This window comes from Delftia sp. S65, from assembly GCF_016516495.1.
Taxonomy (GTDB): Bacteria; Pseudomonadota; Gammaproteobacteria; order Burkholderiales; family Burkholderiaceae_C; genus Comamonas; species Comamonas acidovorans.
Window position 1 is genome coordinate 14061 of sequence record NZ_JACVUR010000043.1, and the last position, 25812, is coordinate 39872.

At 68.9% G+C, this 25812-nt stretch carries 24 protein-coding genes; 13 read left to right on the forward strand and 11 right to left on the reverse strand.

All coding sequences use genetic code 11. The features are described from left to right. Positions 1-25: 25 nt before the first annotated feature. From IAE24_RS24770 to hpf, 6 genes are all read right to left on the reverse strand, one after another. A complete protein-coding gene (locus tag IAE24_RS24770; RefSeq protein WP_199961921.1) occupies positions 26-1036 on the reverse strand; it encodes a siderophore ABC transporter substrate-binding protein in 1011 nt (336 codons plus the stop codon). A 14-nt stretch (positions 1037-1050) separates the two neighbouring features. After that, positions 1051-2817 (reverse strand): enterochelin esterase domain-containing protein, encoded by a 1767-nt coding sequence (locus tag IAE24_RS24775; RefSeq protein WP_199961922.1) that lies wholly within the window; start codon positions 2815-2817, stop codon positions 1051-1053. Between the two features lie 4 nt (positions 2818-2821). After that, entirely contained in the window at positions 2822-5011 is a 2190-nt protein-coding gene (locus IAE24_RS24780; RefSeq protein ID WP_065345960.1) for a TonB-dependent receptor, read from the reverse strand. 240 nt (positions 5012-5251) lie between these two features. Further along, positions 5252-6208: an HPr(Ser) kinase/phosphatase gene (hprK, locus tag IAE24_RS24785; protein ID WP_012202934.1), complete on the reverse strand. Its 957-nt coding sequence runs from the start codon at positions 6206-6208 to the stop codon at positions 5252-5254. A gap of 40 nt (positions 6209-6248) precedes the next feature. After that, complete coding sequence (locus IAE24_RS24790) at positions 6249-6722, reverse strand: PTS sugar transporter subunit IIA (RefSeq protein WP_013804474.1); 474 nt, start codon at positions 6720-6722, stop codon at positions 6249-6251. Positions 6723-6877: 155 nt separating this feature from the next. Next, positions 6878-7237, reverse strand: a complete 360-nt coding sequence (gene hpf, locus IAE24_RS24795; protein WP_012202932.1) for a ribosome hibernation-promoting factor, HPF/YfiA family — start codon at positions 7235-7237, stop codon at positions 6878-6880. Positions 7238-7601: 364 nt separating this feature from the next. Between hpf and IAE24_RS24800 the strand changes: the two genes are divergently transcribed. Both IAE24_RS24800 and IAE24_RS24805 read left to right on the forward strand, forming a co-directional pair. Continuing rightward, positions 7602-8525 carry a phosphoribosylaminoimidazolesuccinocarboxamide synthase gene (locus tag IAE24_RS24800; RefSeq protein WP_012202931.1) on the forward strand — a complete coding sequence of 308 codons (924 nt, stop codon included), beginning with the start codon at positions 7602-7604 and terminating at the stop codon, positions 8523-8525. 158 nt (positions 8526-8683) lie between these two features. Next, on the forward strand, positions 8684-9268 hold the full coding sequence (locus IAE24_RS24805; protein WP_012202930.1) for a DJ-1/PfpI family protein: 585 nt from the start codon (positions 8684-8686) through the stop codon (positions 9266-9268). A gap of 29 nt (positions 9269-9297) precedes the next feature. Here the strand turns inward: IAE24_RS24805 and IAE24_RS24810 are convergent, their stop codons facing one another. Beyond that, a complete protein-coding gene (locus tag IAE24_RS24810; RefSeq protein WP_012202929.1) occupies positions 9298-10158 on the reverse strand; it encodes a DMT family transporter in 861 nt (286 codons plus the stop codon). Between the two features lie 94 nt (positions 10159-10252). On the opposite strand from IAE24_RS24810, the gene IAE24_RS24815 reads away from it, so the two are divergent. Then, positions 10253-11149: a LysR family transcriptional regulator gene (locus IAE24_RS24815; RefSeq protein WP_199961923.1), complete on the forward strand. Its 897-nt coding sequence runs from the start codon at positions 10253-10255 to the stop codon at positions 11147-11149. Positions 11150-11152: 3 nt separating this feature from the next. On the opposite strand, the gene IAE24_RS24820 is transcribed toward IAE24_RS24815, so the two are convergent. Then, entirely contained in the window at positions 11153-12064 is a 912-nt protein-coding gene (locus IAE24_RS24820; protein ID WP_199961924.1) for a LysR substrate-binding domain-containing protein, read from the reverse strand. Between the two features lie 96 nt (positions 12065-12160). Between IAE24_RS24820 and IAE24_RS24825 the strand changes: the two genes are divergently transcribed. Then, positions 12161-12967 (forward strand): aminotransferase class IV family protein, encoded by an 807-nt coding sequence (locus IAE24_RS24825; RefSeq protein ID WP_199961925.1) that lies wholly within the window; start codon positions 12161-12163, stop codon positions 12965-12967. Positions 12968-13030: 63 nt separating this feature from the next. On the opposite strand, the gene trxA is transcribed toward IAE24_RS24825, so the two are convergent. Then, entirely contained in the window at positions 13031-13987 is a 957-nt protein-coding gene (gene trxA / locus IAE24_RS24830) for a thioredoxin (RefSeq protein ID WP_012202925.1), read from the reverse strand. A gap of 275 nt (positions 13988-14262) precedes the next feature. Here trxA and IAE24_RS24835 point away from each other — a divergent pair, with 275 nt between their 5' ends. From IAE24_RS24835 to IAE24_RS24860, 6 genes are all read left to right on the forward strand, one after another. After that, a complete protein-coding gene (locus IAE24_RS24835; RefSeq protein WP_123694372.1) occupies positions 14263-15249 on the forward strand; it encodes an ABC transporter ATP-binding protein in 987 nt (328 codons plus the stop codon). Further along, positions 15246-16634 carry a hypothetical protein gene (locus tag IAE24_RS24840; RefSeq protein WP_123694374.1) on the forward strand — a complete coding sequence of 463 codons (1389 nt, stop codon included), beginning with the start codon at positions 15246-15248 and terminating at the stop codon, positions 16632-16634. Before IAE24_RS24835 ends, IAE24_RS24840 begins: the two co-directional genes overlap by 4 nt. An 83-nt stretch (positions 16635-16717) precedes the next feature. Next, positions 16718-17215 (forward strand): 5-(carboxyamino)imidazole ribonucleotide mutase, encoded by a 498-nt coding sequence (gene purE / locus IAE24_RS24845; RefSeq protein WP_012202922.1) that lies wholly within the window; start codon positions 16718-16720, stop codon positions 17213-17215. Continuing rightward, entirely contained in the window at positions 17212-18375 is a 1164-nt protein-coding gene (locus tag IAE24_RS24850; RefSeq protein WP_013804484.1) for a 5-(carboxyamino)imidazole ribonucleotide synthase, read from the forward strand. The genes purE and IAE24_RS24850 overlap by 4 nt, the downstream gene beginning before the upstream one ends. Positions 18376-18386: 11 nt before the next feature. After that, positions 18387-19385 carry an L-threonylcarbamoyladenylate synthase gene (locus IAE24_RS24855; RefSeq protein WP_199961926.1) on the forward strand — a complete coding sequence of 333 codons (999 nt, stop codon included), beginning with the start codon at positions 18387-18389 and terminating at the stop codon, positions 19383-19385. 214 nt (positions 19386-19599) lie between these two features. Continuing rightward, complete coding sequence (locus IAE24_RS24860) at positions 19600-20289, forward strand: NYN domain-containing protein (RefSeq protein WP_233626358.1); 690 nt, start codon at positions 19600-19602, stop codon at positions 20287-20289. Between the two features lie 36 nt (positions 20290-20325). Here IAE24_RS24860 and IAE24_RS24865 read toward each other — a convergent pair whose 3' ends face one another. Next, on the reverse strand, positions 20326-21225 hold the full coding sequence (locus IAE24_RS24865) for a MurR/RpiR family transcriptional regulator (protein ID WP_199961927.1): 900 nt from the start codon (positions 21223-21225) through the stop codon (positions 20326-20328). A gap of 100 nt (positions 21226-21325) precedes the next feature. Between IAE24_RS24865 and IAE24_RS24870 the strand changes: the two genes are divergently transcribed. The 3 genes from IAE24_RS24870 to IAE24_RS24880 all read left to right on the forward strand — a co-directional run bounded on the left by IAE24_RS24870 (position 21326) and on the right by IAE24_RS24880 (position 25229). Beyond that, positions 21326-23299 (forward strand): bifunctional 5-dehydro-2-deoxygluconokinase/5-dehydro-2-deoxyphosphogluconate aldolase, encoded by a 1974-nt coding sequence (locus tag IAE24_RS24870; RefSeq protein ID WP_097204035.1) that lies wholly within the window; start codon positions 21326-21328, stop codon positions 23297-23299. A gap of 62 nt (positions 23300-23361) precedes the next feature. After that, positions 23362-24165 carry a 5-deoxy-glucuronate isomerase gene (iolB, locus tag IAE24_RS24875; RefSeq protein ID WP_199961928.1) on the forward strand — a complete coding sequence of 268 codons (804 nt, stop codon included), beginning with the start codon at positions 23362-23364 and terminating at the stop codon, positions 24163-24165. Positions 24166-24209: 44 nt separating this feature from the next. Beyond that, the gene (locus tag IAE24_RS24880; protein ID WP_197944809.1) at positions 24210-25229 is read left to right on the forward strand and encodes a Bug family tripartite tricarboxylate transporter substrate binding protein; all 1020 of its coding nucleotides are present in this window, start codon (positions 24210-24212) and stop codon (positions 25227-25229) included. Between the two features lie 131 nt (positions 25230-25360). On the opposite strand, the gene IAE24_RS24885 is transcribed toward IAE24_RS24880, so the two are convergent. Continuing rightward, positions 25361-25747: a VOC family protein gene (locus IAE24_RS24885; RefSeq protein WP_047326371.1), complete on the reverse strand. Its 387-nt coding sequence runs from the start codon at positions 25745-25747 to the stop codon at positions 25361-25363. Between the last annotated feature and the right edge of the window lie 65 nt (positions 25748-25812).

The following is a 25812-nucleotide window of genomic DNA, read 5'->3' on the forward strand; positions in this document are numbered from 1 at the left end:
GACAGGCGGGCTCAACGCTTTGAGGTCATGTGCGGGTGAAGGCATCCGACAGTTGCTGGATATTGGCCTTCAGCGCGCCCGGCCCGGCGTTGGACAGGGTGTACCAGTTGGCTGCGTTCAGATAGACCACCTGCTTGCCGCGCCAGGCCTTGGTGGCACGCACCAGCGGGTTGTCCAACAGTTGCTGGGCGGTCTTGCCATCCTGGCCGATGGCCACGTCGCGGTCGATGACGAACAGCCAGTCGGGATTGGTCTTGAGCAGGAACTCGAAGGAGACCACCTGCCCATGGCGCGCCACCGTCAGGTTGTCGATGGCCGGCTTCACGCCGAACACATCGTGCAGCATGCCGAAGCGCGAACCCGACCCATAGGCACTGAGCTTGCCGCCCGAGGTCAGCAGCACCAGCCCCTTGCCGGCGTCCTGCGCCTTGCCATGCAGTGCGGCGATGGCCTGCTCCACGGACCGGACCTCGGCCTCGGCCTTGTCCTGCAGGCCGTAGACGGCGCCCAGCGTGCGGATGTTGCGGTAGATGTCGGCCATCTGGTGCTGGTCGCTGACACTGAGGTCCAGCACGGGGGCGAAGCGCGACAGCTCCTTGTACTTGGCCTCGGAGCGGCCGCCCACGATGATGAGGTCGGGCGACAGCGCCTTGATGGATTCGTAGTCAGGCTCGAACAGGCTGCCGATGCGTGCGTATTTCGCATCGGCATAGCGGGCCAGCAGCGGCGGCATCTTGAACTCGGGCACTCCCCGCACCTCGCCGCCCAGCGCCTGCAGCGTGTCCAGCGCCGCCAGCTCGAACACCAGCACGCGCACGGGCTTGAAGGGCACCTGGATCTCGCCCTTGGCATGCGGCACGGTCACGGTCTTGCCAGCCGCTGCCGTCTGGGCATGGGACATCTGCGCCGCCAGCGGCAGCGTGACCAGCACGCCCAGGCCCTGGCCCATCTTCGCCAGGATCCGGCGACGGGAATGATTTGCATTCATGGTGTTCATCTCTACAGTGATTGCTGTATTGCCAGGAAGTTCAAACATTGGCCTTTGCGGCATCAGGGAAGTGCCGGCGTGCCGTCCGGCATGCGCTCGCAGGCCGGCAGGCCCTGGGCGAAGCGCCCAGGGTTGAGCAGGGCCACCAGGCCGCAGGCCAGCGAGCCCTGCCACTGCAGGTAGTCATGGCTGGTCTCGTGCTCGGCCTGGGTGACTTCGTAGCCCTTGGCGCGCAGCACATCGGCCAGGTGGCGGTTGGTTTCCAGGATGCCGTCCTGCCCGCCGCGTGCGCGCTCGTAGCGGCCCGCATCCAGATAAAAGCGCACGGGCTGGCGCGGCTCCTGGGCATAGCGGCGCTGCACCCAGCCCGGCACCTCGCCGGCCGGCGACCACCAGAACGATCCCGACATGCTCAGCACGTTGCCGAACCAGCGCGCATTGACCAGGCCCGCATAGGCCGAGGCCAGGCCGCCAAAGCTGGAGCCACCGATCACCGTGCGCGCCGCAGGCTGGCCCAGGCCCTGCTCCCCCACCCAGGGCATCAGCTCCTCATCCAGAAAGCGTGCGAAGGCGGTGTTGGGCGGCAACTCCCTGCCGCGCGCCTGCGGGCTGGCGTTGTCCACCAGCACCACGGCCGTGGGCGGGATCAGGCCGTCGGCCATGAGGTTGTCGATGAGGGTGGGCGTGGACACCTGCTTCGCATAGGCGTTGCCGTCGAACAGCACCAGAAGCGCCTCGGGCGCCTGGCCGCCCGCCGGGCGGTAGGTCCAGACATCGCGGGTGTTGCCCAGCACCCGGCTGGACAGGCGGTGCTGCACCAGCGCCCCCTGGGCCACGCCCGCGCGCGGCGCCACCCAGGGCTGGGGCGGCGCCTTGGGCAGCTCCAGCACGGAGGCGCCCTGGAAGGCGTCGAGGAAGCCGCCCTCGGGGGGCTGCGGAAACACCTTGGGATTGAGCGGATCGCGCTGCGCCGTGGCCAGCAGGGCGCGGCGCTGCTCCATGGCCGAGCCTGCGATCAGCGGCACATCGGGCGCCAGGCGGTAACTGAGCCGCGCGTTGTCGGCCATGCGGAAGCTGGCCCACCAGACATCGCTGCCGTCGAGGTGCTGCAAGGGATCGTGATTGCCGGCCGGGCTGCCGAACAGGCGAACCCCCTGCATGCCGGCGCGCGGCTGGCCACGCCACAGGAAGGTGACCAGGGACTGGCCGCCGGGCAGCGGCTCCACCATCGGCGTGCCCTCCTCCTGCACGCGCCGCCAGAAGGCGTCTGCCGCCACGCCCGAACCCGCGCCGCGCTGGATGGCCTGGGCCAGGGCCTGCAGGCGTGGGCTTTCCAGTGCAGGCAGCTCCAGGGCCTGCACAGACTTGGCGCCCAACGGCGCAAGACTGGAGGTCAACCGCAGCGCAAAGCGGCCGGTTGCGGATTTCACCTCGCCGGCCATCAGCGCGTCCGTTGCGATGTGGCGCGCCACCAGCCTTTGCCTGCCGGCCCCCTCCGTGACCCACATCAGCGACTGCGCACCGCCATCGGGCCGCGCCAGGCGGCGCAGGTGCCGGCCCTGGGCATCCTCCAGGTCCAGGGCCACGCCCTGCCCTTCGAATTCACCCTGGACCACGTGGCCGGCGGGCAGATCGACGCGCCAGGACTCGCGCCCACCGGCAGCCAGGACCCCTGTGGCCGCCTGGCCCGGCGCCAGCGTGCCCGGCCGTGCGGCCAGGGCCTGCCGCGATGCGGCTGCCGTCATGTCTTCACCGGCATGGACGGCTGCGCCCAGCAGGCACAGCAGCGAGGCGGCCAGGCACAGGCCTTGTCGTGCAGCTTGCGCCATGGCGTCAGAAGTCCACCGTAGCCGAGACACGCACCGTGCGCGGGCCGCCCGTGGTGGCGAAGTTGTCGTTGAAGCTGCCGGCCCAGTAGGACTTGTCGAACAGGTTCTCCACCGTGGCGCGGAAGGTGACGGGTTTGGCCGCGATGCGGGTGGCATAGCGCGCGCCCACGTCCACGCGGGTCCAGCTGGGCATCTTCAGCGTGTTGGCCGAATTCACCCATTGCGCGCCCGTATAGATCAGCCGGCCGGTGAGCGTGGCGCCCGGCAGCGCGGGCACGTCCCATTCGCCGCCCAGGTTGGCCGTCCAGCGCGGCACGCCGTAGACGCCGAAGCCATCGCGCGCGCCGCCCTGGGTCTTGCTCTGGATGGCCTGGGTGTAGGCCAGGCCGCCCAGCACGCGCGTGCCGCGCAGCGGCTCGCCGAAGACATTCCACTCCAGGCCCCGGTTGCGCTGCTCGCCATCCATCAGCAGGCGGTTGGTCGCGGTCTCCACCACGGACGAGGGCCGCTCGATCTGGAACAGCGAGACCGTCTGCGTGAAATCACCCGTGCGCCACTTGGCGCCGATCTCGAACTGCTTGGTCTTGTAGGGCGCGAACACTTCGCCGGCATTGGCATAGGTGGCGCCGACGATGGAGCCCGCGCTCAGGCCCTGCACATGGTTGGCATACAGCGAGACCGCATCGCCCCAGGGCTTGACCACCAGGCCCAGCGCGGGCGAGACGGCCTGCTCGTTGTAGCCCGCCATCTTCTGGTTCACGCGCTGCAGGCGTGCGCCCACGGTCAGTTGCACGGCATCGCCGCCCCAGCTCAGCGTGTCGGCCAGGGCCAGGCTGCTGAGCACATCGTCGCGCTCCTGCTTGATGGCTCCGTAGGGGCCGGCCAGCGTGATGGGCGCGGGGTTGTAGATGTTGGTGATGTAGCTGGCGCTGGTGGCCACGGCCGCGCGCCCGCCCTTCTGGTTCATCCAGTTCAGGGAGGCCACCAGCAGGTGGTTCACGCCGCCCGTGCGCAGGCGCCCGCGCACGCCGAATTCGGCCGCGGTGCTGTCGGTATAGCCGTACTGGTTGTAGGTCTGGCCCACGGCCGAGCCGTCGCCCTGGGCGCGCAGCACCACGCGCGTGCCGTTGAGCATGCCGTCGTAGGCATGCTGCGCCGTGCCTGCGGAGCCGAACAGCGTCCAGTCCGCGCCCAGGTCCACCGAGCCGCGCAGCATCAGCGCATCGCTTTGCTGCTTGGCGTGTATGCCGGGGAACAGGTTGGTCGTGGCGTCGGGCGCCGCGATGACCTGCTTGAGGTTCTGCATGCTGACCATCATCGGGCTGCCATCGCGGATGGTGGAGCGGTAGCTGTAGGCATCCAGGCCGAGCGTGAATCCGTCGCCCTGGTAGTCCAGCGCCAGCGCGCCCAGGCCATGGCGGCGGTTCTGGCCGTCGATCTCGGTGTCGCCGCTCGAGGTGCTGCCGTTGACGCGTATGCCCAGGCGGCGCTCGGGGCCGAAGCGGCGCGAGACATCGGCCTGCAGGCCCAGCTGCGAGCCGCTGCTGAACATGGTGGTCACGCGCGTGAGATCCTGGGCCAGCGGGCGCTTGGTCACCAGGTTGATGGTGCCGCCCACGGCGCCGCCGGGCGTCATGCCGCTCATCAGCGCACCGGGGCCCTTGAGCACCTCCACGCGCTCGATCATCTCGACGGGCACGTGGCCGTCGGGCGCCAGGCCATACAGGCCGTTGAAGCCCAGCTCCGAGGCATTCACCCCCAGGCCGCGGATGGTGAAGTTCTCGTAGGCATGGCCGGTGTTGGTGGTGAAGCGCACCGAAGGATCGTTTTCCAGCACCGACATCAGCGTGGCCGCGTTCTGGTTGGCAATGCCTTCGGCCGTGTAGGAGGTGATGTTGAACGGCGTGTCCATCACATCGCGCTGGCCCAGCACGCCCAGGCCCGCACCCTTGGCCACCTGGCCGCCCGGGGCCACTGTGGGAAGGGTCTGGGGATCGGTGGTGCCGCGCACCGTGACCTCGCCCAGCTCGGCGTCAGCGGCCCAGGCGCCGGCGGGCAGCGCCGCGGCAGCCACCATGGCGCAGACACGGGCGATGGTGCCCAGGCGGTGGAGCGTGCAAACAGGGGTGCAAACAGGGGTGAAGGGGCTGACGGCGCCTGCGCGCGGCAGGCCGATGCGGGTACGGGAAGACATCCGGGAGGGCTTTCGAGACGGAAGGAAATGCGCCGCATCCAGCCCGGAGCCACTCGGACACACTCGGGCACAGGCCGGATACGGCATCTGCCCGAATTATAGAAAATGAGAATTATTCTTATTAAGAAAGCAACAACAACGCACCGCGCGCAAACATGGGCGCACGGCCAGCAAACAATCGCGTTGAAAACAGTGGGGGCCAGGCAACAGGCGGCCCGGCCTCGGCGACGCCAGCGGCCGCTAGAAGGTGTCGCCGCGCTCCATGGCGCGGCGGTGGCGCTGCACGAATTCCTGGTAGGTGTCGATGCCGCGCAGCTGCAAGATGGCATTGCGCACGGCGGCCTCGACCAGCACGGCGATGTTGCGGCCCGCCACCACCTGGATCACCACCTTGCGCACGGGTACGCCGAGCACATCCTGCGTCAGCGGCTCGGCCGGCAGGCGCTCGTACTCGCGCTCCATGGTCTCCTTGCGCACCAGGTGCACGATGAGCTTGAGGCGCATCTTGCGGCGCACGGCCGTCTCGCCAAAGATGGCGCGGATATCGAGCAGGCCGATGCCGCGCACCTCCAGCAGGTTCTGCAGCAGCTCGGGGCACTTGCCCTCGATCGTGGTCTGGTTGATGCGGTACAGGTCCACCGCGTCATCGGCCACCAGGCCGTTGCCGCGCGTCACCAGTTCCAGTCCCAGCTCGCTCTTGCCCAGGCCCGACTCGCCAGTGATCAGCACACCCATGCCCAGGATGTCCATGAACACGCCGTGCATGGTGGTGCGGTCGGCGAAATGCTTGGCCAGGTAGGCGCGCAGCACATCGATCACGAAGGCCGACTGCTCGCGCGTGGAGAACATGGGAATGTGGGCGCGCTCGCACATGGACAGCAGCGCCTCGGGCGCCGTCTGCCCGTCGGCCAGCACCAGCACGGGCGGCTCCAGCGTGACGATGCGTGCCACGCGGCGCTGGCAGTCCTGCGGCGTGGCATTGCTCAGATAGGCGATCTCGCGCTCGCCCAGCACCTGCAGCCGGTAGGGATGGATGTAGTTCAGGTAGCCGACGAGGTCCGCGCCGGAGCGCGCCGAGCGCACGGCCATCTCGTCGAAACGGCGCTCCGAGGCTCCCAGGCCCGCCACCCACTCCCAGCGCAGGCTGGAGCGGAACTCCTCGAACAGGACATCGGCGCTGATGGCACTGGGTCTCATGGCAAGGCCCGTGAAAAGGGGAAGGAAAAAGTCTGGAAGACTAGACCAGGGGCGCAGCGGAGGACTGCCAGCCGGCAATCATTCCATGCAGCCGGGCCGCATCGGCGCAGGACTTCAGGCGCTCGCGCAGCTGGCTGTCGCTGAGAAGCTCGGCGATTTCGGACAGGATTTCCAGATGCTTCTGGGTGGCCGCTTCGGGCACCAGCAGAAAGATCAGCAGGCCCACGGGCTGCTCATCGGGAGCATCGAAACCAATGGGATTGTCCAGTTGGAACACGGCCGCCATGGGAGCGGTCAGGCCCTTGATGCGCCCATGGGGAATGGCCACGCCGTGGCCGAGCCCCGTCGAGCCCAGGCGTTCGCGTGCAAACAGGCTGTCGGTGATGAGTGCGCGGGACAGGCCATGCAGGCTCTCGAAGAGCAGACCTGCTTCTTCGAAAGCGCGCTTTTTGCTGGTGACGTCGACGCTCACGAGCACTTGAGCGGCGGGCAGGATGGAGGCAAGACGGTTCATGGTTCGGGAAACAATTATGCACCGCAGTGCCGGAAACCGTGGGGAAACCCTGACCCCCATCAAAAACCGCCCCGAAGGGCGGTGGTCGTGCGTGGCTCATCAGCCACATAAGCGCAGGTATTGTAAGCGCCCGCACAGGGCAGGCGCCTTACCTGTCACCCGACTGACGCCAAGGTCAGCCCAGCATCATCGAGTCGCTTGGCCGAACCATAGCGGCTGCCCTGCTGGCGGGTCTTGTAGCGCACCACCACGCGGTCCAGCTTGTCAGCCAGCGCATCGACGGCGGCGTAGAGATCGAAGTGAGAGGTCTCGACAAAAAGATCCTGGCCCTTGACGCGCAGCGTGCAACCGGCACGTTGGCGCTTTTCCTTCTCCTTTTGGTTATGAACGGTCAGCAAGACCTTTACATCCACCACCTGGTCAAAGTGTCGAAGAATGCGTTCGAGCTTGGCCATGACGTAACTGCGCAGCGAGGGAGTGACCTCCAGGTGATGCCCACTAATCGTCAGATTCATATCTAAACACTCCTTGCTCTGGATGAAAACAGCCCGGTCCACAGGGAGACGATCCGCAGGGACAGGTGCTTGCAGGCCGGAATGCGCATTCGTTTGCTTGCGAATCCACTATGCGCCGGGGTCTGCCCAAAAGCAACGCCGCAAGCCGATAGCGCAGGACGGTGCAGGGCCTTGGAGGCGGGTTTTGCGCGCCATGCAATTGGGCGCACAATCGGCGGGTTTGCCAGGCTGCGCCCCTGGGGTGGGGCTTGCCACGGGCCGCCCGTCACCGTGAGGCGCCGTTGGTTAGAATCGCGCTCCTGCGCGTGCCGCTTGCAGCCATCCGGCCGCTGCAGCCTCTTTGCCAGATTGCCCCTTGCCTCACATGACCACCCAGTCCCGCCCCTCCGCCCTGCACACTTCCAACATTGCCTCGCTGCCGCTGCTCGCGCGCGGCAAGGTGCGCGACAACTATGCCGTGGGTGATGACCGCATCCTGATGGTGGCCTCGGACCGCCTGTCGGCCTTCGACGTGATCATGGGCGAGCCCATCCCCGGCAAGGGCGAGCTGCTGACGCAAATGGCGCTGTTCTGGTTCGACAAGCTCGGCCACATCTGCCCCAACCACCTGACCGGCGAAGCGCCCGAGTCCGTGGTCACGCCCGCCGAAGTGCCCCAGGTCACGGGCCGCTCCATGCTGGTCAAGCGCCTCAAGCCCGTGCTGATCGAGGCCGTGGTGCGCGGCTACCTGGCCGGCAGCGGCTGGAAGGAATACCAGGAATCGCGCTCGGTCTGCGGCGTGCCCCTGCCCGAAGGCCTGACCAACGCCGCCAAGCTGCCCGAGCCCATCTACACCCCGGCCGCCAAGGCCGAGATGGGCGACCATGACGAGAACATCACCTACGAGCGCACGGTGGAGATGGTCGGCGAGAAGCTGGCCTCCCAGATCCGCGATACGGCCATCCGCATCTACAAAGAAGCTGCGGCCATCGCCCTCGAAAAGGGCATGATCATTGCCGACACCAAGTTCGAATTCGGCCTGGACGAGAACGGCGAACTGGTGCTGATGGACGAAGTCCTCACGCCCGACAGCTCGCGCTACTGGCCCGTGGAGGGCTATGCCCAGGCCCTGGCCAATGGCGAGAACCCGCCCAGCTACGACAAGCAGTTCGTGCGCGACTGGCTGGAGCAGGCCCAGGTCAACGGCAAGCCCTGGGACAAGAAGGCTCCGGCCCCGCGCCTGCCCCAGGAAGTGACCGAGAAGACGGCCGCCAAGTACCGCGAAGCCCTGCAGCGCCTGACGGCCTGACGGCCCGCCATATCCCGGCCCCGCGCGCCTTCCCCCGCAAAAGAGAGCTTCGGCTCTCTTTTTGGTTGCGGGCCTGCTTTTTTGCAGCCGGTCATGCCTGCGTCACCGACACTGCCACAATGTTCGCTTCCTCTGACTTTTTCTGAAGGAGCAAGCACATGGCTGGCAAGAAGATTCTGATGATCTGTGGCGACTACTGCGAGGACTACGAAACCATGGTCCCCTTCCAGGCCCTGCAGGCCGTGGGACACACGGTGCATGCGGTCTGCCCCGACAAGAAGGCCGGGGAACACATCAAGACGGCCATCCATGATTTCGAGGGCGCGCAGACCTACAGCGAAAAGCCCGGCCACAACTTCACGCTCAACGCCAGCTTCGCCGACATCAAGCCCGAGCAGTACGACGCCCTGGTGATCCCCGGCGGACGCGGCCCCGAATACCTGCGCAACTACGACGCCGTGCGCGCCGCCGTGCGCCACTTCTTCGACAACAACAAGCCCGTGGCCGCCGTCTGCCATGGCGCCCAGCTGCTGGCCGGAGCCGGCGTGCTCAAGGGCCGCACCTGCTCGGCCTACCCGGCCTGCCGTGCCGAGGTCGAACTGGCCGGCGGCACCTATGCCGACATCGGCGTGGACCAGGCGCATACCGAAGGCAACCTGGTCAGCGCCCCCGCCTGGCCCGCACACCCGGCCTGGATCGCCCAGTTCCTGACGCTCCTGGGCACGCGCATCAGCCACGGCTGAGCACGCAGCGGACGTTGGCGCCGGGCGGCTCAACCGCCCCAGCGCACCAGCACGATGCCGCCGAACACCAGGGCCGAGGCCAGCATGCGCACGCGGCCCAGGCGCTCGCGCATCAGCCAGGCGGCAATCCAGCCCGCAAACAGCACGCTGCTTTCACGCAGCGCAGACACCAGCCCCATGGGCGCCTGCGACAGCGCCCAGGTCGCCATCCAGCTGGCACTCAGCTGCATGGCGGCGGCCAGGGCACACAGGCGCCAGGTGCGTGCATCGGCACGCAGCACGGCGGGGCCGCGCCGCCAGGCGACGATCAGCACCGTGGCCAGGCCATCGCCCAGCGTGAGCAGGGCCGCATAGAGCAGCGCGGAGCCGGATGCGCGCGCACCCAGCCCGTCGATGACCGTATAGCAGGCAATCATGGCGCCCGTGGCCAGCGCATAGCCGCTGCCGCCATAACCGCTGGCCGCGCCGCTGCGCACCGACAGCGCCAGCACGCCCAGCGACAGGCACAGCACGCCGGCCAGCCCGGTCGCGCCCGGCCACTCACCGGCCAGCAGCGCCGCGCCCAGCGTGACGAACAGCGGCGCACTGCCCCGCGCCACCGGGTAGACCACGCCGAACTCGCCATGCTGGTAGGCGCGCGGCAGCACGAAGTGGTAGACGGTGTGCACGGCCACCGAGGCCGCCAGCCACCACCACACCGATGCGTCCCACAACCCCGCCGCGCGCCAGTCCAGCCAGGGCAGCACCAGCAGCGACCACAGGCTGGCCAGCCCCGTGGTCAGCGCCATGGCGACCATCTTGTCGCCGCCCAGCTTGATGGCGCTGTTCCATCCCGCATTCATCAGCGCGGCCCCCAGGGCCGCGGCCAGCACCGCATTGCTCAATTCCATTCCATAGCCTCGCTCTTGATACGGGACGGGATGATGGATTCGCACCCAGATTAGATAAAGTCGAATCTTCAGAACATCATCTTCAGGAAACCTGATGCGACGCCTGAACCTTGACCAGCTCCAGACCCTGGTGGCCGTGGCCGACCTGGGCACGCTGGCTGCCGCCGCCCAGGCCCTTCACCTGTCGCCGCCCGCCGTCAGCCTGCACATCCAGGAGCTGGAAGCGCGCCTGGACACACCGCTGCTGGTGCGCGGCAAGCGCCAGGCGCAGCTGACGCCCGCAGGCGCTCTGCTGGTCGAAGGCGGACGCCGCCTGCTGGCCGATAGCGAGGCCCTGCTGCGCCAGGCGCGCAAGCGTGCCGAGGGCTTTGGCGCCAGCGTGCGCATAGGCGCCTCAGCCGGCGTCAGCCCCCTGCTTTTGCCCGAACTGCTGCAATGGCTGGCCGAGCACGCGCCCGGCGTGGAACTGCGCCTGGAAGTCGTGAGTTCCGCCCAGGCCATGCAGCGCCTGGCGACTGGCCACCTGGACCTGGCCCTGGTCGGGCTGCCCCAGCCCGTGCCTTCAGGCCTTGAAATGCGCGCCTGGCGCAACGACCCCATGGAGCTGTTTGCCCCGCCGCAGATGCCGCTGCCCGAGCAGATCACGCCCGAATGGCTCAACGCCCAGCCCTGGATAGGCTTTGCCGCCGGCACCCAGATGCACCGCCTGCTGTCCCAATGGTTCGCCCAGGCGGGCCTGCTGCCGCAGCCGCGCATGGAAATGAGCTTTCCCGAAGGCATACGCGCCCTGGTCGCCGCAGGCCACGGCCCCACGGTCCTGCCGCGCGAGGAGCCCATGGACGCCGTCAGCCGCACGCTGCAGCAGCGCGGACTCAGCCCCGCACTGACACGCCCGCTGGGCCTGGCCTGCCGCAGCGCCGCGCAACAAGACCCGGCCGTGCAGGCCGTGGTGCGCGGGTTGATGCGATTTGCCGATCCCGTACGGCAGTAGGCGCTACAGCCCGGCCTCCCGCAGCACCCACGCACGCAGCGCCTCGATGGCCGGCTTGCCCTGGCTGCGCCGGGGGTAGAGCAGGTGGTAGGCATAGGCCGGGCCCAGGCCCACGGCGATGTCGAACAGGCGCACCAGGCGGCCGCGGGCCAGGTCTTCGGCCACCAGGTCCTGCTCGACCAGGCCCACGGCGCCGCCGTCCAGCACGGCCTGCACGACGTGGCTGGAGTCGGTGAAGGCGATGCAGCGGCCTGCGTCCAGGCCCTCCACGCCGGCCGCCGCCATCCACATGGGCCAGTTCGGCCAGACCTGGCCGTCCACCCTGCAATCGACATGGCACAGCGTGTGCACCAGCAGGTCAACGGGCCGGACCAGCGGCGGGCCGGACTGCAGCAGGGCCGGGCTGCAGACGGGGATCACCCTGGCATCGAACAGGCGCACCGCCAGGGTGTGCGGATCACGGCCGGTGCCGAAGCGGATGGCGGCGTCGATGTCATCGGCGTCGAAGTCGCGCACCTCGTCGCAGATGTCGAAGCTCAGTTCGATCTGCGGATGCGCGGCGCGAAAGCGCGGCAGCCGGGGCAGCAGCCACTGCGTGGCAAAGCGCGCGCCCAGCGACAGGCGCAGCCGCGTCTCGCCCCGGGCCAGCTGGCGCGCCCGGCCGGTGGCGCGCCGCAGCAGGCCCAGCGCCTCGGCCGTGGCCTCCAGCAGCACGCTGCCTGCGGGCGTGAGCTGCATGCTGCGGCTGTTGCGCGTGAAGAGGACGAGGCCCAGCTGTTCCTCCATCTCCTTGATCTGGTGGCTGACCGCCGCCGGGGTCAGCCCCAGTTCGTCGGCCGCGCGCGTGAAGTTCAGGTGGCGCCCTGCAGCCTCGAAGCTGCGCAGGGCGCGCGTGCCGGGTGGAAGCTGGCGCATGGATCTTCAAATTTTTCTTGATGAATCCTCGAATACTACTTGCTTCCTCTTTTGGGAGCGCCATCGAACAATCAAGAAAACTTGATGGATGAACCCATGGAAACCGCCTCTTTTTTCACCAGCCTTATCGATGGGCAGCCCGCTACGGCGGCCGAACTCGCCGCCCTGGCCTTTGCCGGCCATGCCCATTTCACGGCCATGCAGGTGCGCGGCGGCAGGCTGCGCGGGCTGGACCTGCATCTGCAGCGTCTGCGCCAGGCCTCGCTGGAGCTGTACGGCCAGGCCTTGTCCGATGACCATGTCCAGGCGCAGCTCCGGGCGGCGCTTGCCAACGGCCCGCAGGATGTGTCGCTGACCGCCACGGTGTACTCGCCTGCCGGGGAATTCACGGCCGCCGATGCGCGGCCGCGCATGCTGGTGCGCACCTCGGCACCCGCCTCGGGCCCCGCCGGGCCCTTGAGCCTGGCGCTGTTCGAGCATGAGCGCATGCTGCCCCACCTCAAGCATGTGGGCGAGGTGGCCAAGACGCATCTGCTGCGCCGCGCCGTGGCCCAGGGCTTTGACGACGCCGCCTTTGCCGACCGCCACGGCCGCATTGGCGAGGCCACCATCTGGAACCTGGCCTTCTGGGATGGAGACGCCGTGCTCTGGCCGCGCGCCCAAGTGCTGCCGGGCACGACCGAGTCCATGCTGCGGCGCCAGTTGCAGCGCCTGGGCGTGGCGCAGCGCCAGGCCGTGCTGACCCGGGCCGACCTGCCATCCCTGGCCGGCGCCGTGGTGATGAATTCGTGGTCCCCGGGCATTCCGGTCAGGCGCCTGGCCGATGTGCATCTGCCCGATGCGCCCGGCTTCGTGCAGTTGCTGCACCGCGCGCATGCGGCCGAGGAACCGGTTGCACCCTGAGTCCTCGCCATGAAAAAAGGGAGCCGCAAGGCTCCCCGTCTCTTCACCCGTGCAGCGCCGGTCTCAGTTCAGCGCCATGCTGAGCTTGCGGCGGTAGCTGTTGACCAGTTGCGTGGCTTCGTCCTGCTCGGCGCCAGCCTTGCCCAGCAGCTCGATGCCGCCGCTGCTCTTGCCGGGGATGGCGTCCTGCTTCTTGGGCTTCGGGGGCGTGAGCAGCTCCAGGATGCCCACGTAGAGCTTGCGCGCGGCCTGGCCGTTCCAATCCTTGTCGCGCATGATGATTTCCAGCAATTCGTCCATGCTGGCTGCCCATTGGCCTTCGGCGGCCAGGGCCCGGGCCTTGCCGAAGCGGGTGTCGAAGTCGCGCTTGTTCTGCGCAATGACGGCATCGAACTGCGCAAACTCCCAGTTGCCACGCTCGTCGTTGTGCACGAACAGCATGCACTGCAGCCACTGGTTGAGCGCCTCGAAGCGCGTGGCCTGGGGAATGCGCTTGAGCGGCTCGGCCAGCAGGGCGCCGGCCTCTTCGTAGCCGCCCGTGGCGATCAGCAGGCGCACGTAGTCGAAGCGCGCATCGTCGTTGGCCGGGTCGGCGGCCAGGGCGTCGGCCAGCTTTTGCAGGGCGGCCTGGGTGTCGCCGGCTTCCAGCAACTGGTGGGCCTCGTCGGCTTCGGCCTCGGCGGCCAGCTCGCCTTCGGAGGGCAGGTGCTTGTCAAGGAACTCGCGCAGCTTGCCTTCGGGCTGGGCGCCCATGAAGCCGTCCACGGGGCGGCCGCCCATCATCAGAATGCAGGTCGGGATGGAGCGGATGCCGAACATGCCGGCCAGTTGCTGCTCCTGGTCGGAGTCGATCTTGACCAGCTTGAAGCGGCCTTCATAGGCCACTTCGAGCTTTTCCAGGATGGGGCCCAGCGTCTTGCACGGGCCGCACCAGGGTGCCCAGAAGTCGACGAGCACCGGCACCTGCATGGAGGCGGCGACGACTTCGGCTTCGAAATTCTCAATGGTGACATCAATCATGTGATCAGACCCTGTGGCAAGGCGCGCGGCCAGGGCGCGCAGACTGTGGCGGTTCGGAGTTCGGCGGCCGAATGCCTCCGATGCGGACCGTGTGATTCTCCAGCAATTCCAAGGCCCAGGGCGTGAACGCCATGGGCGGCAGCCACCCCAGATGGGAGCAGGCTGCGCGCATTTCAAGCCGCCCGGCCGAGGGCGCGGCGCGGCAGCGCTGGGCTATATTGGCGCGCTGTGCCGCCATTGCGGCCTGCCATCAACGCAATGAGGGAGGGCTCGCCTTGATCAAGGTTTCGCAGCTGGTGTTCGAGTACCCCGGCCACCGCGCGCTCGATGGCGTCAGCGTCCATATCGCCGCAGGCACCGTCACGGCCCTGGTGGGGCCCAACGGCGCCGGCAAATCCACGCTGATGCGCTGCATCGCCGGGCTGGACCAGCCGCTGTCGGGCCAGGTCCAGGTGCATGGCATTGCGGTGCAGGAGCAGCCCCGCGAAGTGCACCGGCACCTGGGCTATCTGTCGGATTTCTTCGGCCTCTATGACCGCCTGAGCGTGCGGCGCTGCCTGCAGTACGCGGCCCTGTCCATGGGCGTGCCCCCGTCCGAGGCGCCGCAGCGCGTGGCGCACGTGGCCGGGCAGCTGGGCCTGGCCGATCTGCTGGAGCGCCTGCCCACCGAGCTGTCTCGCGGCCAGCGCCAGCGCGTGGCCATCGGCCAGGCCATCGTCCACCAGCCGCGCGTGCTGCTGCTGGACGAGCCGGCCAGCGGCCTGGACCCCGAGGCCCGCGCCAGCCTGTCCCAGCTGATGCGGGCGCTGCAGGCACAGGGCATGACCCTGATCGTCTCCAGCCACATCCTCAGCGAACTCGACGAGTACTGCACCCACATCCTGAGCCTGCGCGGCGGCCGCGTGGAAAGCCACGAGGCCCTGCACGGCGGCATCAAGGCACCTGCCGCCGGCGGCGATGCCCCGCTGGCACTGTACGCACTGGAGCTGGCGCCGCCCCCGGGTGCCTCGGCCGAGTCGCTGGCGCGGCAGCTGCACCAGGTCCTTCCCGACACCCCTGTGCCGCCGCCCGATGACCAGGGCCTGGTGCATCTGCAGCTGTGGCTGCCCACCCTGCCGCGCGAACGCGCCGACCTGCTGGCACGCCTAGTTGGCGCCGGCCTGCCCGTGGCCAGCCTGGCGCCTGTGCGCGAGCGCCTGCAGGACCGCTACGCACGCGGCCTGCAGGCTGCAGCCCCCCTCACCCCTGCGGAGCAGCCATGACGCACAACCCGGAATTCCAGCGCCAGCTCTGGCTCAACTGGCGGCCCGCCCAACTGGGCTGGAGCCTGCTACTCACCGCCTTGCTGCTGGCCACGCCAATGGTCCTGGTCCAGCCCGAAGACCGCCTGCATGCCCTGCTGGTCGCCGCCCTGATCGGCATGTGGATCGCCGCGGCCGGCCTGGGCAGCGTGCTGGCCGGGCGCGGCCTCAACGAAGAGGCGCACCAGCACACCTGGGACTGGCAGCGCCTGTCGGCCCTGACGCCCTGGCAGATGGCCTGGGGCAAGCTGCTGGGCGCCCCGCTGGCGGCCTGGCTGTACATGCTGTGGTGCGCGCTGGCCGTGCTGGCCACCTCGGCGGGCCAGCCGGGCGGGCTGGCCTGGGGCGTGCACGCCGTGCTGCAGGCCGTGCTGTGGGGCCTGGCCCTGCAGGCCTGGAGCATGCACTCCGTGCTCATGGGCTGGGGGCCGAAGGAGCAGCCCGCGCGCCGCATCCGCTTCGTGCTGGTGCCGCTGCTGTTCGTGATGGTGCTGCCCGGCCCCATCCTGGGCCGGTTGACCGAGCAGCTGGGCCGCGAAGAAGGCCGCCCTGTGCTGTGGTGGTCCGTGCCGCTGCACGGGCGCGGCGCCATCTACCTGTTCGGCGCCATCGCGCTGGGGCTGGGCCTGCTGGCCCTGTGGCGGCTGCTGTGCACGCGGCTGGATGTGCGCACCCTGCCCTGGGCCTGGCCGCTGGGCCTGTGCGTGGCGGGCCTGGCCTTTGGAGGCATGCACCTCGATGCAATGCAGTTGCAGGGCCCCGGCCCGGCCTCTTTCTTCGCTTGGACCACCGGGCTGGCGCTGGCGGGCACGGCCTATGTCTGCCTGCACGGCATGGACGAGGGCCTGCGCAGCTGGCGCCAGGTGCAGTGGTGCGTGCTGCAGGGGCGCTGGCGTGGCGCGCTCGAAGCGCTGCCGCTGTGGCCCGTGAGCTGGCTGCTGGCCGTGCTGGCCTGCGCGCTGTGGCTGCTGTGGCCCGCGGGCGGCCAGCCCATGGTGCCGGGCGCGGCCCAACTGGCGGCGCTGGCCACGGCGCAGTTGCTGCGCGATGCCGCGCTGGCCACGGGCTTTTCCCTGCTGGCCGGGCGCATCAAGTCGCCGCTGGCCGCGTTTGCCGTCACCTGGCTGCTGGTCAACATCGTGCTGCCGCTGCTGGCCTTTGGCCTGGCCGGGGCCGATGCCGCCGTGCTGGCCCAGCCGCTGGCAGCCGGCCTGACAAAGCCCGTCACCAGCGGAATGTGGCTGTCGCTGGTCGTGCAGGTGGGGCTGGCCCTGGCCTGGCTGACCCATGTGTTTCGCCAGCGCGTGCTGGGTTTTGCGCGCGAGCAGCACACGGCTGTGCGGTGATTTGGCGCATGGATTACGCGAATTAGGACTAAAAAAGTAAAATCGCGGGTTCCACTAGGCCGGGCCGCAGGCGCCCTCACGACATGAACTCCATCCAGATCGGTGTGGTCATGGGCTCCAGCAGCGACTGGGAGACCATGCAGCACGCAGTTGCCATTCTTCAGCAATTTGGCATTGCCCATGAAGCCCAGGTCGTCTCGGCCCACCGCATGCCCGACGACATGTTCGCCTACGCCGAGGCCGCTGCCGGCCGTGGCCTGAAGGCCATCATCGCGGGTGCGGGGGGCGCTGCCCACCTGCCCGGCATGATCGCCGCCAAGACCGTGGTTCCCGTGCTCGGCGTGCCGGTGGCCAGCCGCCACCTGCAGGGCGTGGACTCGCTGCACTCCATCGTGCAGATGCCCAAGGGCGTGCCCGTGGCCACCTTTGCCATCGGCGCGGCCGGTGCGGCCAATGCGGCCCTGTTCGCCGTGGCCCTGCTGGCCAATGAGGACCCGGCCCTGCGCACCAGGCTCGAAGCCTTCCGCGCCGAGCAGACCGCCGCAGCGCGCGCGATGACGCTTCCCCCGGTGGCCGTATGAGCGCAGATGTGATCCTGCCGGGCGCCACGCTGGGCGTGCTGGGTGGCGGCCAGCTGGGCCGCATGTTCGTGCAATCGGCCCAGGCCATGGGCTATTTCACGGCCGTGCTCGACGCCGACCCGACCAGCCCTGCCGGCCTGGTCAGCCACCACCACATCCGTACCGGCTACGAAGACCCGCAGGGCCTGGCCGAACTGGCGCGCCTGTCGGCCGCCGTCACCACCGAATTCGAGAACGTGCCCGCCGCGGCGCTGAACCTGCTGGCCGCCCAGCGGCCGGTCTCGCCGGCCGGCTCGTCCGTGGCCATTGCCCAGGACCGCGCCCAGGAGAAGGCCCACTTCGTGCGCTGCGGCGTGCCCTGCGCGCCCTATGCGGTGATCGAGACGCCCGCCCAGCTTGCGGCCGTGCACGCCAGCCTGCTGCCCGGCATCCTCAAGACCGCCCGCATGGGCTACGACGGCAAGGGCCAGGTGCGCGTGAAGAACGCCGCCGAGCTGGCCACCGCCTGGGAGCAACTGGGCCGCGTGGCCTGCGTGCTGGAAAAAATGCTGCCGCTGGCCCATGAATGCTCGGTCATCGTGGCGCGCGGCCGTGACGGCTCCATGGTCAACCTGCCCGTGCAGCGCAACCTGCATCGCGAAGGCATCCTCTCCGTCACCGAAGTCTACGAAGGCAACCTGCCGCAGGCCCAGGTCGAGCAGGCGCTGGCCGCCGCACGTTCCGTGGCCGATGGCCTGGACTACGTGGGCGTGCTCTGCGTCGAATTCTTCGTGCTGCAGGACGGCATGCTCGTGGTCAACGAGATCGCGCCGCGCCCGCACAACAGCGGCCACTACAGCCAGAACGCCTGCGATGTCTCGCAGTTCGAGCTGCAGGTGCGCTGCATGACCGGCCTGCCGCTGACGCAGCCGCGCCAGCACAGCCCGTCCATCATGCTGAACCTGCTGGGCGACCTGTGGTTCAAGGACGGCGAACAGGCCAAGGCGCCGGCCTGGGACCAGGTCCTGGCCCTGCCCGGCTGCCACCTGCACCTGTACGGCAAGCACGACGCCAAGCGCGGCCGCAAGATGGGCCACCTGAACGTCACCGGCCCCTCGCCCGAGGCCGTGCGCTCCACCGCCCTGCAGGCCGCTGCCATCCTGGGTATAGAGCCCTTCTGAAGGCCCGCGCGATGATTCTTGATGGAACGCTGGCGGCCTCTGTCCAGGCCGCCGCGCAGGCGCTGCAGCGCGGCGAACTGCTGGGCCTGCCCACGGAAACCGTCTACGGCCTTGCGGCCGACGCCGACAACGACGCGGCCGTCGCGCAGATCTTCACCGCCAAGGGCAGGCCGCCCAACCATCCGCTCATCGTGCATGTGGCCGACAGCGGCGCCATTACGCGCTATGCGCGTGAAGTGCCGCTGTTCGCGCAGCAGCTGATCGACGCCTTCTGGCCCGGCCCGCTGACCCTGATCCTGCCGCGCCTGCCCCAGGCCGCCCGGGCCTCGACCGGCGGCCAGGACAGCGTGGGCCTGCGCTGCCCCTCCCACCCCGTCGCCCATGCCGTGCTGGCCGCCTGCCAGCAGCTGCAGCCGCCCGTCTGGGGCGTGTCGGCGCCCAGCGCCAACAAGTTCGGCCGCGTCAGCCCCACCACGGCAGCCCATGTGGCCAGCGAGTTCGGCGACACGCTGCTGGTGCTGGACGGCGGCGCCTGCGAAGTGGGAATTGAATCGACCATCGTGGACTGCACGCGCGGCTTGCCCGTGCTGCTGCGCCCCGGCGCCATCACGCGCGACGATATCGAGCGCGCCTGCGGCCAGCGCCCCCTTTCCAAGGAAGAGCTGCAGGAGAACACGCCACGCGCCTCCGGCACCCTGCTGGCCCACTACGCGCCCAACGCCCAGGTGCGCCTCATGGACGCCAGGCAGCTGCAGGCCGGGCTGGACGTGCTGGGCGCCGACGCCAGGAACCTGGCCGTCTACCACCGCACACCGCTGCGCACCGCCTCGCGCGCCGTCACGCTGCGCGCCATGCCCGACGACGCCGCCGCCACCGCGCGCGAGCTGTTCGGCGCCCTGCGCGACTTCGATGAAGTCGGCGCCCGGCTGATCTGGATCGAGACCCCGCCCGACGCGCCGGACTGGGAAGGCGTGCGCGACCGGCTGCTGCGCGCGGCGGCTGCGGGATAGAAGAGGTCCCCCCGGGACTGCAGTGCCGCATCGGGCATCAACCCGCGCGCCTGTCCAACGGCGTGCGGCGCAGGAACAGGCGCCGTTCCAGGCCTTTGAATGGCAGGAGTTGCTAGAATCGCACTACACAATCCCTTCGCGGTGTCATTCAGTTGGCTCAGGCTTAGGGCGAAAAGGCCACCGCAAGGTGGTCTTTTCATTGGTGGCTTGGACATTGACCAGAACAACCATCTACATCGACGGCTACAACCTCTACTACTCGCGGCTCAAGGGCACGCCGTACAAGTGGCTGGACATTGCTGCGCTGTTTCGTGATCGAATCCTGCTGCCGCAAGACCCTGGGGCAGAGGTTGTCGCCATCAAGTACTTCACGGCCCCTGTCAAAGCCTCGTACGCCCGCCATGGCGAGGCATCGGTCCAGGCACAGACCCAATACCTTCACGCCCTGCAGGCACGAGACCCTGGCCTGATCCAGATCGTCAACGGCTTCCACGTCTTCGAACCCACATCCCTGCCAAGCTACCAAGCGGGCGCCAACCCGAGCAAGAACAACGTGTCGCGCGTCTGGATGATCGAAGAAAAGCAGACCGACGTGAACCTTGCGCTGCACGCCTACCGTGATGCAGTACGTGGCGAATGCGACCAGTTGGTGATCTGCTCCAACGACAGTGACGTAGAACCCGCACTGCGCATGCTGCGCGAGGACGTGCCCGCCGCCAGGCTGGGGCTGGTCATGCCATTGCGCGACAGGACCGCAGCAGACGGCAAAGTGCCCAACAAGCGCTTGACGGCGTTGGCGCACTGGGTTCGCCATCACATCAGGGACGACGAGCTGGCGCAATCGCAGTTGCCGCTGAACGTGCAGACGCGGAAAAAACCAGCCAGCAAGCCTGCGCATTGGTGAACCCCCACAAAGCGGCCCTGGGCGGAACGCTGCCGCCTAGGACCTCTTCACCGAAGGCTCGTACGCCAGCTCCATCCGGTAGGCCAGCGCCAGGAACAGCGACTGCGCCAGGGTCAGCGTGCTGGTCAGGGAGCGAAAGCCGAAAGTGGCTGCGTCCTGGGCCAGCAGGGTGACGGTGGCGCGGGATGCCAGGGGGCTGAGCTGGCTGTCGGTCAGCGCCAGCAGGCGCGCGCCGCGTGCCAGGGCCGCGTCCACCATTTCCAGCGTTTCGGGCGCATAGGGCTCGAAGGAGACGGCCAGCATCACGTCGCCGGGCGCCAGCGCGCGCAGCTCGCCCTTTTGCATAGCGCCCAGGCCGTGCAGCCAGTGCACGGGCTTTTCGGTGTGCTGCAGCGCATAGGCTAGGTAGGCGCCCACGGGGAAGGCGCGGCGCGAGGCGGCCAGCCACAGCGAGGGGGCATCCAGCATGAGATCCACCGCCGTCTCGAACTGCTCGGGCGGCAGGCCGCGCTGCAGGGCCTGCAGGCTTTCGATGCTGCCTTCGATGACCTCGTGCGCCAGACGCGCGCTGCTGCGTGGCTCGTTGCCCGAGGCGATCAGGCCCCGGATGCGGTCCTGGTAGTCATGCTGGGCCGAGAGCTGGCGCGCCGCATCGGCGCGGAACAGCGCCTGCAGTTCCGAGTACCCCGAGAACCCGAAATGCTTGGCAAAGCGCACCACGGCCGAAGGCTGCACGCCACATTGCTCGGCCGTGGCCTGGATGCCGTCGAAGGCCAGGCGATCGCCCTGCATTTCCACATGGCGGCCTATGGCCTTGAGCTGGCGGCTCAGGGCCTCGAAGCCTTCGCGCAGCACGGTGAGGAAGGCGGCGCGGTCGGCGTAGGGGCCGGCCAGCGAGGGGGCGCCTGCATCGCCAAGGGTTTTTCTATTTTTCATATATATGGAAAACTTTTTCTATTTCGATCTATGATCGCATGCACGCAACGATTATGGACAGGCCCGCACGCGGGGGTCCGCAACGCACAGGCCTATGACGATGAGCATGCTGAACTTTCCCTCCGACCGGCCGCTGGACGTGGCCTGCCTGGGCCGACTGGCCGTGGACCTTTACGCGCAGCAGATCGGCTGCAGCCTGGAGGAGGCCGGCAGCTTTGCCAAGTACCTGGGCGGCTCCTCGGGCAACATGGCTTTCGGCACGGCGCGCCTGGGGCTGCGCTCGGCCATGATTTCGCGCGTGGGCGATGAACAAAATGGCCGCTTCCTGGTCGAGACGCTGCGCCGCGAGGGCTGCGACACCAGCCAGGTGCAGGTCGATGCCCAGCGCCTGACCGGCATGGTGCTGCTGGGCATCAAGGACCAGGAGACCTTCCCCCTGCTCTTCGCCCGCGAAAACTGCGCCGACATGGCCCTGGACGCCGAGGCCATCAGCGAGGCGTTCCTGGCCCGCTGCCGCTGCCTGGCCATCACGGGCACCCACCTGAGCGCACCCGGCGTGCTGGCGGCCAGCCGCAAGGCACTGGAGATGGCAGGCCGCCACGGCCTGGTGCGCGTGCTGGACATCGACTACCGGCCCGTGCTGTGGGGCCTGGCCGGACGGGGCGATGGCGAGACACGCTATGTGGCCAGCGCCGAGGTCAGCCGCAGGCTGCAGGCCGAGCTGGGCCAGTTCGAACTCATCATCGGCACCGAGGAGGAATGGCTGATCGCCGGCGGCGTGGAGGGCGACCTGATCGCCAGCCTGCGCCGCGTGCGCGAATGCAGCCGCGCCGTTTTCGTGGTCAAGCGCGGGCCGCTGGGCTGCTCGCTGATCGAGGGCGAGGTGCCCGATGCGATCGCCGATGCGCCCACGGTGCTGGGCGAGCGCGTGGAGGTGCTCAATGTGCTGGGCGCGGGCGATGCCTTTGCCTCGGGCCTGCTGTCCGGGCTGCTGCGCGGCAAGAGCCTGGAGGAATCTGCGGCGATTGCCAACGCCTGCGGCGCCATCGTGGTCTCGCGCCATGGCTGCGCGCCGGCCATGCCCACGCAGGCCGAGCTGGCGCACTGGTTCTCGGGCCACCGCCATCCGCGTCCCGACCAGGACCCCGAGCTGTCCCACCTGCACCGCGTCAGCCGCGCGCGGCCGCAGTGGCCCGCGCTGTGCGTGCTGGCCTATGACCACCGCAGCCAGTTCGACGATCTGGCGCGCGAGGCCGGCGCAGCGCCCGCGCGGCTGCGCCCGCTCAAGCGGCTGATCAACGAGGTGGTCGCCCAGGTCGAGCGCGATCCGGGCAACGCGGGCCGCATGGGCGTGCTGATCGACGGCCGCCATCACCTGGGCGAGGCCGCGCTGCACGACGCCACGGGACGCGGCTGGTGGATAGGCCGGCCCATCGAGCTGCCGGGCTCGCGCCCGCTGCGCTTTGACGGCACGGACTCGCTGGCTTCCGAGCTGCTGCACTGGCCGCAAAGCCATACCGTCAAATGCCTGGTCTTCTACCACCCCGACGACACGCCCGCACTGCGCGCCGAGCAGGATGCCTGGCTGCAGCAGGTCTGGACCGCCACGCGCGCCAGCGGCCATGAGCTGCTGCTGGAAGTGATCCCGCCAAAGGACACGCTGGCGCCCGACGACCGGGGCGAGGCCGTGCTGCGCGCCATACGCCATTTCTACGACCTGGGCCTCAAGCCCGAATGGTGGAAGGTCGGCACCATGGCGCGCGAGAACTGGGAGGCGCTGGACGCCCTGGTGAACGAACGCGATCCCTGGTGCCGGGGCGCCGTGATCCTGGGCCTGTCCCAGCCCGTGGAGCAACTGGTGCAGGGCTTTGCCCAGGCGCGGGCGCCCGTGGTCAAGGGTTTCATGATCGGCCGCAGCGTCTGGGCCGGACCGGCGCTGCAGTGGCTGCGCAACGAGCTGGACGACGCCGCGCTGCGCGATGCCGTCGCCGCCAACTTCCGCGCGCTGATCGCGGGCTGGGATGCCAGCCGCGTGGACGCGCGCCAGGACATCACCGAAGGAGCTGCGGCATGAGCCCCCGCCCGGCCGCTCCGAAGGGGGCTCGCACCGCAGCCCGTGAGGGCGAAGGTCTCCCAATGAGCCTTCTCGTCAAGGCCGCGCCCGGCCGCGTCGTCACCGACATCACGCCCGCCAGCGCGGGCTGGAAGCACATCCACTTCAAGGCCCTGAGGCTGCAGGCGGGCGAGGTGGAGGCGCTGTCCACCGGCCCGCTTGAATACTGCATCACCGTGCTCACCGGCCAGGTGGATGTGCAGGTCGGCAGCCAGGCGTTCAGCGCCCTGGGCAGCCGCGCCAGCGTGTTTGAGGAGAGTGCGCCCACGGCCGTCTACGTGCCGCCCGGCCAAAGCCTGCGCATCACGGCGCGCGGCCCGGCCGACATTGCCTTGAGCGCCGCACCCGCCACGGGCCGCCACGCCACGCGCGTGATCGCCCCCGAAAGCATGCGCCGCAGCGTGCGCGGCCAGGGCAGCAACACGCGCCATGTCTGCGACATCCTGCCCGAGACCGAGGCGGCCGAGTCCCTGCTGGTGGTCGAGGTCATCACGCCCGCGGGCAACTCGTCCAGCTATCCGCCGCACAAGCACGACAGCGCCGACCCCGCCGCGCCGGACGCCGAGACCGTGCTGGAGGAGACCTACTTCCACCTGCTCAACCCCAGCCAGGGCTTTGCCTTCCAGCGCGTCTACACCGATGACCGCAGCATCGACGAAGCCATGGCGGTGGAGCACCGCGACACCGTGATGGTGCCGCGCGGCTACCACCCCTGCGTGGCCCCGCACGGCTACGACCTCTACTACCTCAACACCATGGCCGGGCCCGAGCGGCGCTGGGCCTTCCGCAACGATCCCGCGCACGAATGGATGCTGCGGCCTCGCTGACGCACGGCGCAACAGACACCCATAAAAACCACCGGAGACAAAAAATGCTGTTCAACCCAATGGCCCTGCACCGCAAGGCCTGGCTTTCCTGCGCCCTGCTGACGCTGGGCATGGGCACCGCCCAGGCGCAATCCGCCCCAGCCCCGTCCTCCCAGAGTGCGCCAGCCTGGCCCACCCAGCCCGTCAAATGGGTGGTGCCCTACGCACCGGGCGGCACCACCGACGTGATCGCGCGCCAGCTGGCCGTGCAGATGGGCAAGGACCTGGGCCAGCCCGTGGTGGTGGACAACCGTCCCGGCGCGGCCAGCATCATCGGCGCCACGCTGATCGCACGCGCCCCGGCCGATGGCTACACGCTGGGCACGGCCGACTCGGGCACGCTGGCCTTCAACCCCGCCATGTATGCGCGCCTGAGCTATGACGCGGGCAAGGACTTCAGCTACATCGGCGGCCTGGGCCGCATGCCGCTGGTGCTGGCCGTGCATCCGTCCTTCCCGGCGAAGAACGTGCAGGAATTCCTGGCGATGGCGCGCAAGGAGCCGGGCGGCATCTCCTCGGCCTCGTCGGGGCCGGGCTCGCCGCTGCACGTGGCGCTGGAGCTGTTCAAGCAGCGCACGGGCACCCAGATCCTGCACGTGGCCTACAAGGGCTCGGCTCCGGCGCTGCAGGACCTCATGGCGGGACAGATCCAGTCCATGTTCGTGGACCTGCCGCCCAGCATCTCGGCCATCCGCGCGGGCAAGCTGCGCGTGCTGGCCGTGGCCACGCCCCAGCGCCTGCCCATCCTGCCCGACGTGCCCACCATGGCCGAGGCCGGCGTGCCCGGCTTCGAAGCCTATGCCTGGCAGGGCTTCGTCGGCCCCGCCCACCTGAGCCCCGCGCTCACCGAGCGCCTGAACAAAAGCCTGGCCACAGCCCTGCGCCACCCCGAAACGCGTGCCAAGCTCGAAGAGATCGGCATACAGCCCATGGAGATGACGCCGCAGCAGTTCGCAGGCTTCGTGCGCTCGGAACAGGCGCTGTGGAGCGGCGTGATCAAGGCCGCCAACATCAAAATGGATTGAGAAGAAGCACGTCCTGAGCGGCCGCGCGTACCGTGGGAGCGAGGCGGCCGACACCGCGCAACCGGCCAGGAGCCTGGACGGCAGAGGCCGCCCAGGCTCCGGCTCGCTGGTGAACCGTCAGGGGCTGAAACTCAGGCCTTCGGCGGCCGATGCAACAGGCACAGCTTGTTGCCATCCAGATCCCGCACATAGGCCAGGTACAGCCGGCCACCGGGCGAAGCCTCGCGCCAGCCGGGCGGATCCTCGCAGGTCACGCCCCCGGCTGCCACGGCGGCGGCATGGGCCGCGTCGGCCTGCTCGGGCGACTGCGTCGCAAAGCCGATGGTCGCGCCATTGCCGTGGCAGGCAGACTCGCCGTTGATCGGTGTGGAAATGGCAAACGTGCCGCCCGCGCTGCGGTAGAAATAGCGGTTCTTGTTGGCCATGCCCGGCGCAATGCCGAGCGCTCCCAGGAATGCGTCGTAGAACTGCTTGGATTTTTCGAGGTCGTTGACCCCGACCATGACGTGGCTGAACATGCCTGTGTCTCCTTGGTTGATGCGAACCGGGATGTTAGCTGCGGCACGCCGCCCTGCTGTCACCC

Coding starts and splice junctions, on each gene's coding strand:
- IAE24_RS24780 (WP_065345960.1), bottom strand. CDS start 5,011: ATGTCTTCCCGTACCCGCATCGGCCTGCCGCGCGCAGGCGCCGTCAGC.
- IAE24_RS24820 (WP_199961924.1), bottom strand. CDS start 12,064: ATGCGCCAGCTTCCACCCGGCACGCGCGCCCTGCGCAGCTTCGAGGCT.
- IAE24_RS24805 (WP_012202930.1), top strand. CDS start 8,684: ATGGCTGGCAAGAAGATTCTGATGATCTGTGGCGACTACTGCGAGGAC.
- purE (WP_012202922.1), top strand. CDS start 16,718: ATGAACTCCATCCAGATCGGTGTGGTCATGGGCTCCAGCAGCGACTGG.
- IAE24_RS24825 (WP_199961925.1), top strand. CDS start 12,161: ATGGAAACCGCCTCTTTTTTCACCAGCCTTATCGATGGGCAGCCCGCT.
- iolB (WP_199961928.1), top strand. CDS start 23,362: ATGAGCCTTCTCGTCAAGGCCGCGCCCGGCCGCGTCGTCACCGACATC.
- IAE24_RS24880 (WP_197944809.1), top strand. CDS start 24,210: ATGCTGTTCAACCCAATGGCCCTGCACCGCAAGGCCTGGCTTTCCTGC.
- hprK (WP_012202934.1), bottom strand. CDS start 6,208: ATGAGACCCAGTGCCATCAGCGCCGATGTCCTGTTCGAGGAGTTCCGC.
- IAE24_RS24885 (WP_047326371.1), bottom strand. CDS start 25,747: ATGTTCAGCCACGTCATGGTCGGGGTCAACGACCTCGAAAAATCCAAG.
- IAE24_RS24800 (WP_012202931.1), top strand. CDS start 7,602: ATGACCACCCAGTCCCGCCCCTCCGCCCTGCACACTTCCAACATTGCC.
- IAE24_RS24850 (WP_013804484.1), top strand. CDS start 17,212: ATGAGCGCAGATGTGATCCTGCCGGGCGCCACGCTGGGCGTGCTGGGT.
- trxA (WP_012202925.1), bottom strand. CDS start 13,987: ATGATTGATGTCACCATTGAGAATTTCGAAGCCGAAGTCGTCGCCGCC.
- hpf (WP_012202932.1), bottom strand. CDS start 7,237: ATGAATCTGACGATTAGTGGGCATCACCTGGAGGTCACTCCCTCGCTG.
- IAE24_RS24810 (WP_012202929.1), bottom strand. CDS start 10,158: ATGGAATTGAGCAATGCGGTGCTGGCCGCGGCCCTGGGGGCCGCGCTG.
- IAE24_RS24870 (WP_097204035.1), top strand. CDS start 21,326: ATGAGCATGCTGAACTTTCCCTCCGACCGGCCGCTGGACGTGGCCTGC.
- IAE24_RS24770 (WP_199961921.1), bottom strand. CDS start 1,036: ATGTTTGAACTTCCTGGCAATACAGCAATCACTGTAGAGATGAACACC.
- IAE24_RS24775 (WP_199961922.1), bottom strand. CDS start 2,817: ATGGCGCAAGCTGCACGACAAGGCCTGTGCCTGGCCGCCTCGCTGCTG.
- IAE24_RS24840 (WP_123694374.1), top strand. CDS start 15,246: ATGACGCACAACCCGGAATTCCAGCGCCAGCTCTGGCTCAACTGGCGG.
- IAE24_RS24815 (WP_199961923.1), top strand. CDS start 10,253: ATGCGACGCCTGAACCTTGACCAGCTCCAGACCCTGGTGGCCGTGGCC.
- IAE24_RS24855 (WP_199961926.1), top strand. CDS start 18,387: ATGATTCTTGATGGAACGCTGGCGGCCTCTGTCCAGGCCGCCGCGCAG.
- IAE24_RS24790 (WP_013804474.1), bottom strand. CDS start 6,722: ATGAACCGTCTTGCCTCCATCCTGCCCGCCGCTCAAGTGCTCGTGAGC.
- IAE24_RS24865 (WP_199961927.1), bottom strand. CDS start 21,225: ATGAAAAATAGAAAAACCCTTGGCGATGCAGGCGCCCCCTCGCTGGCC.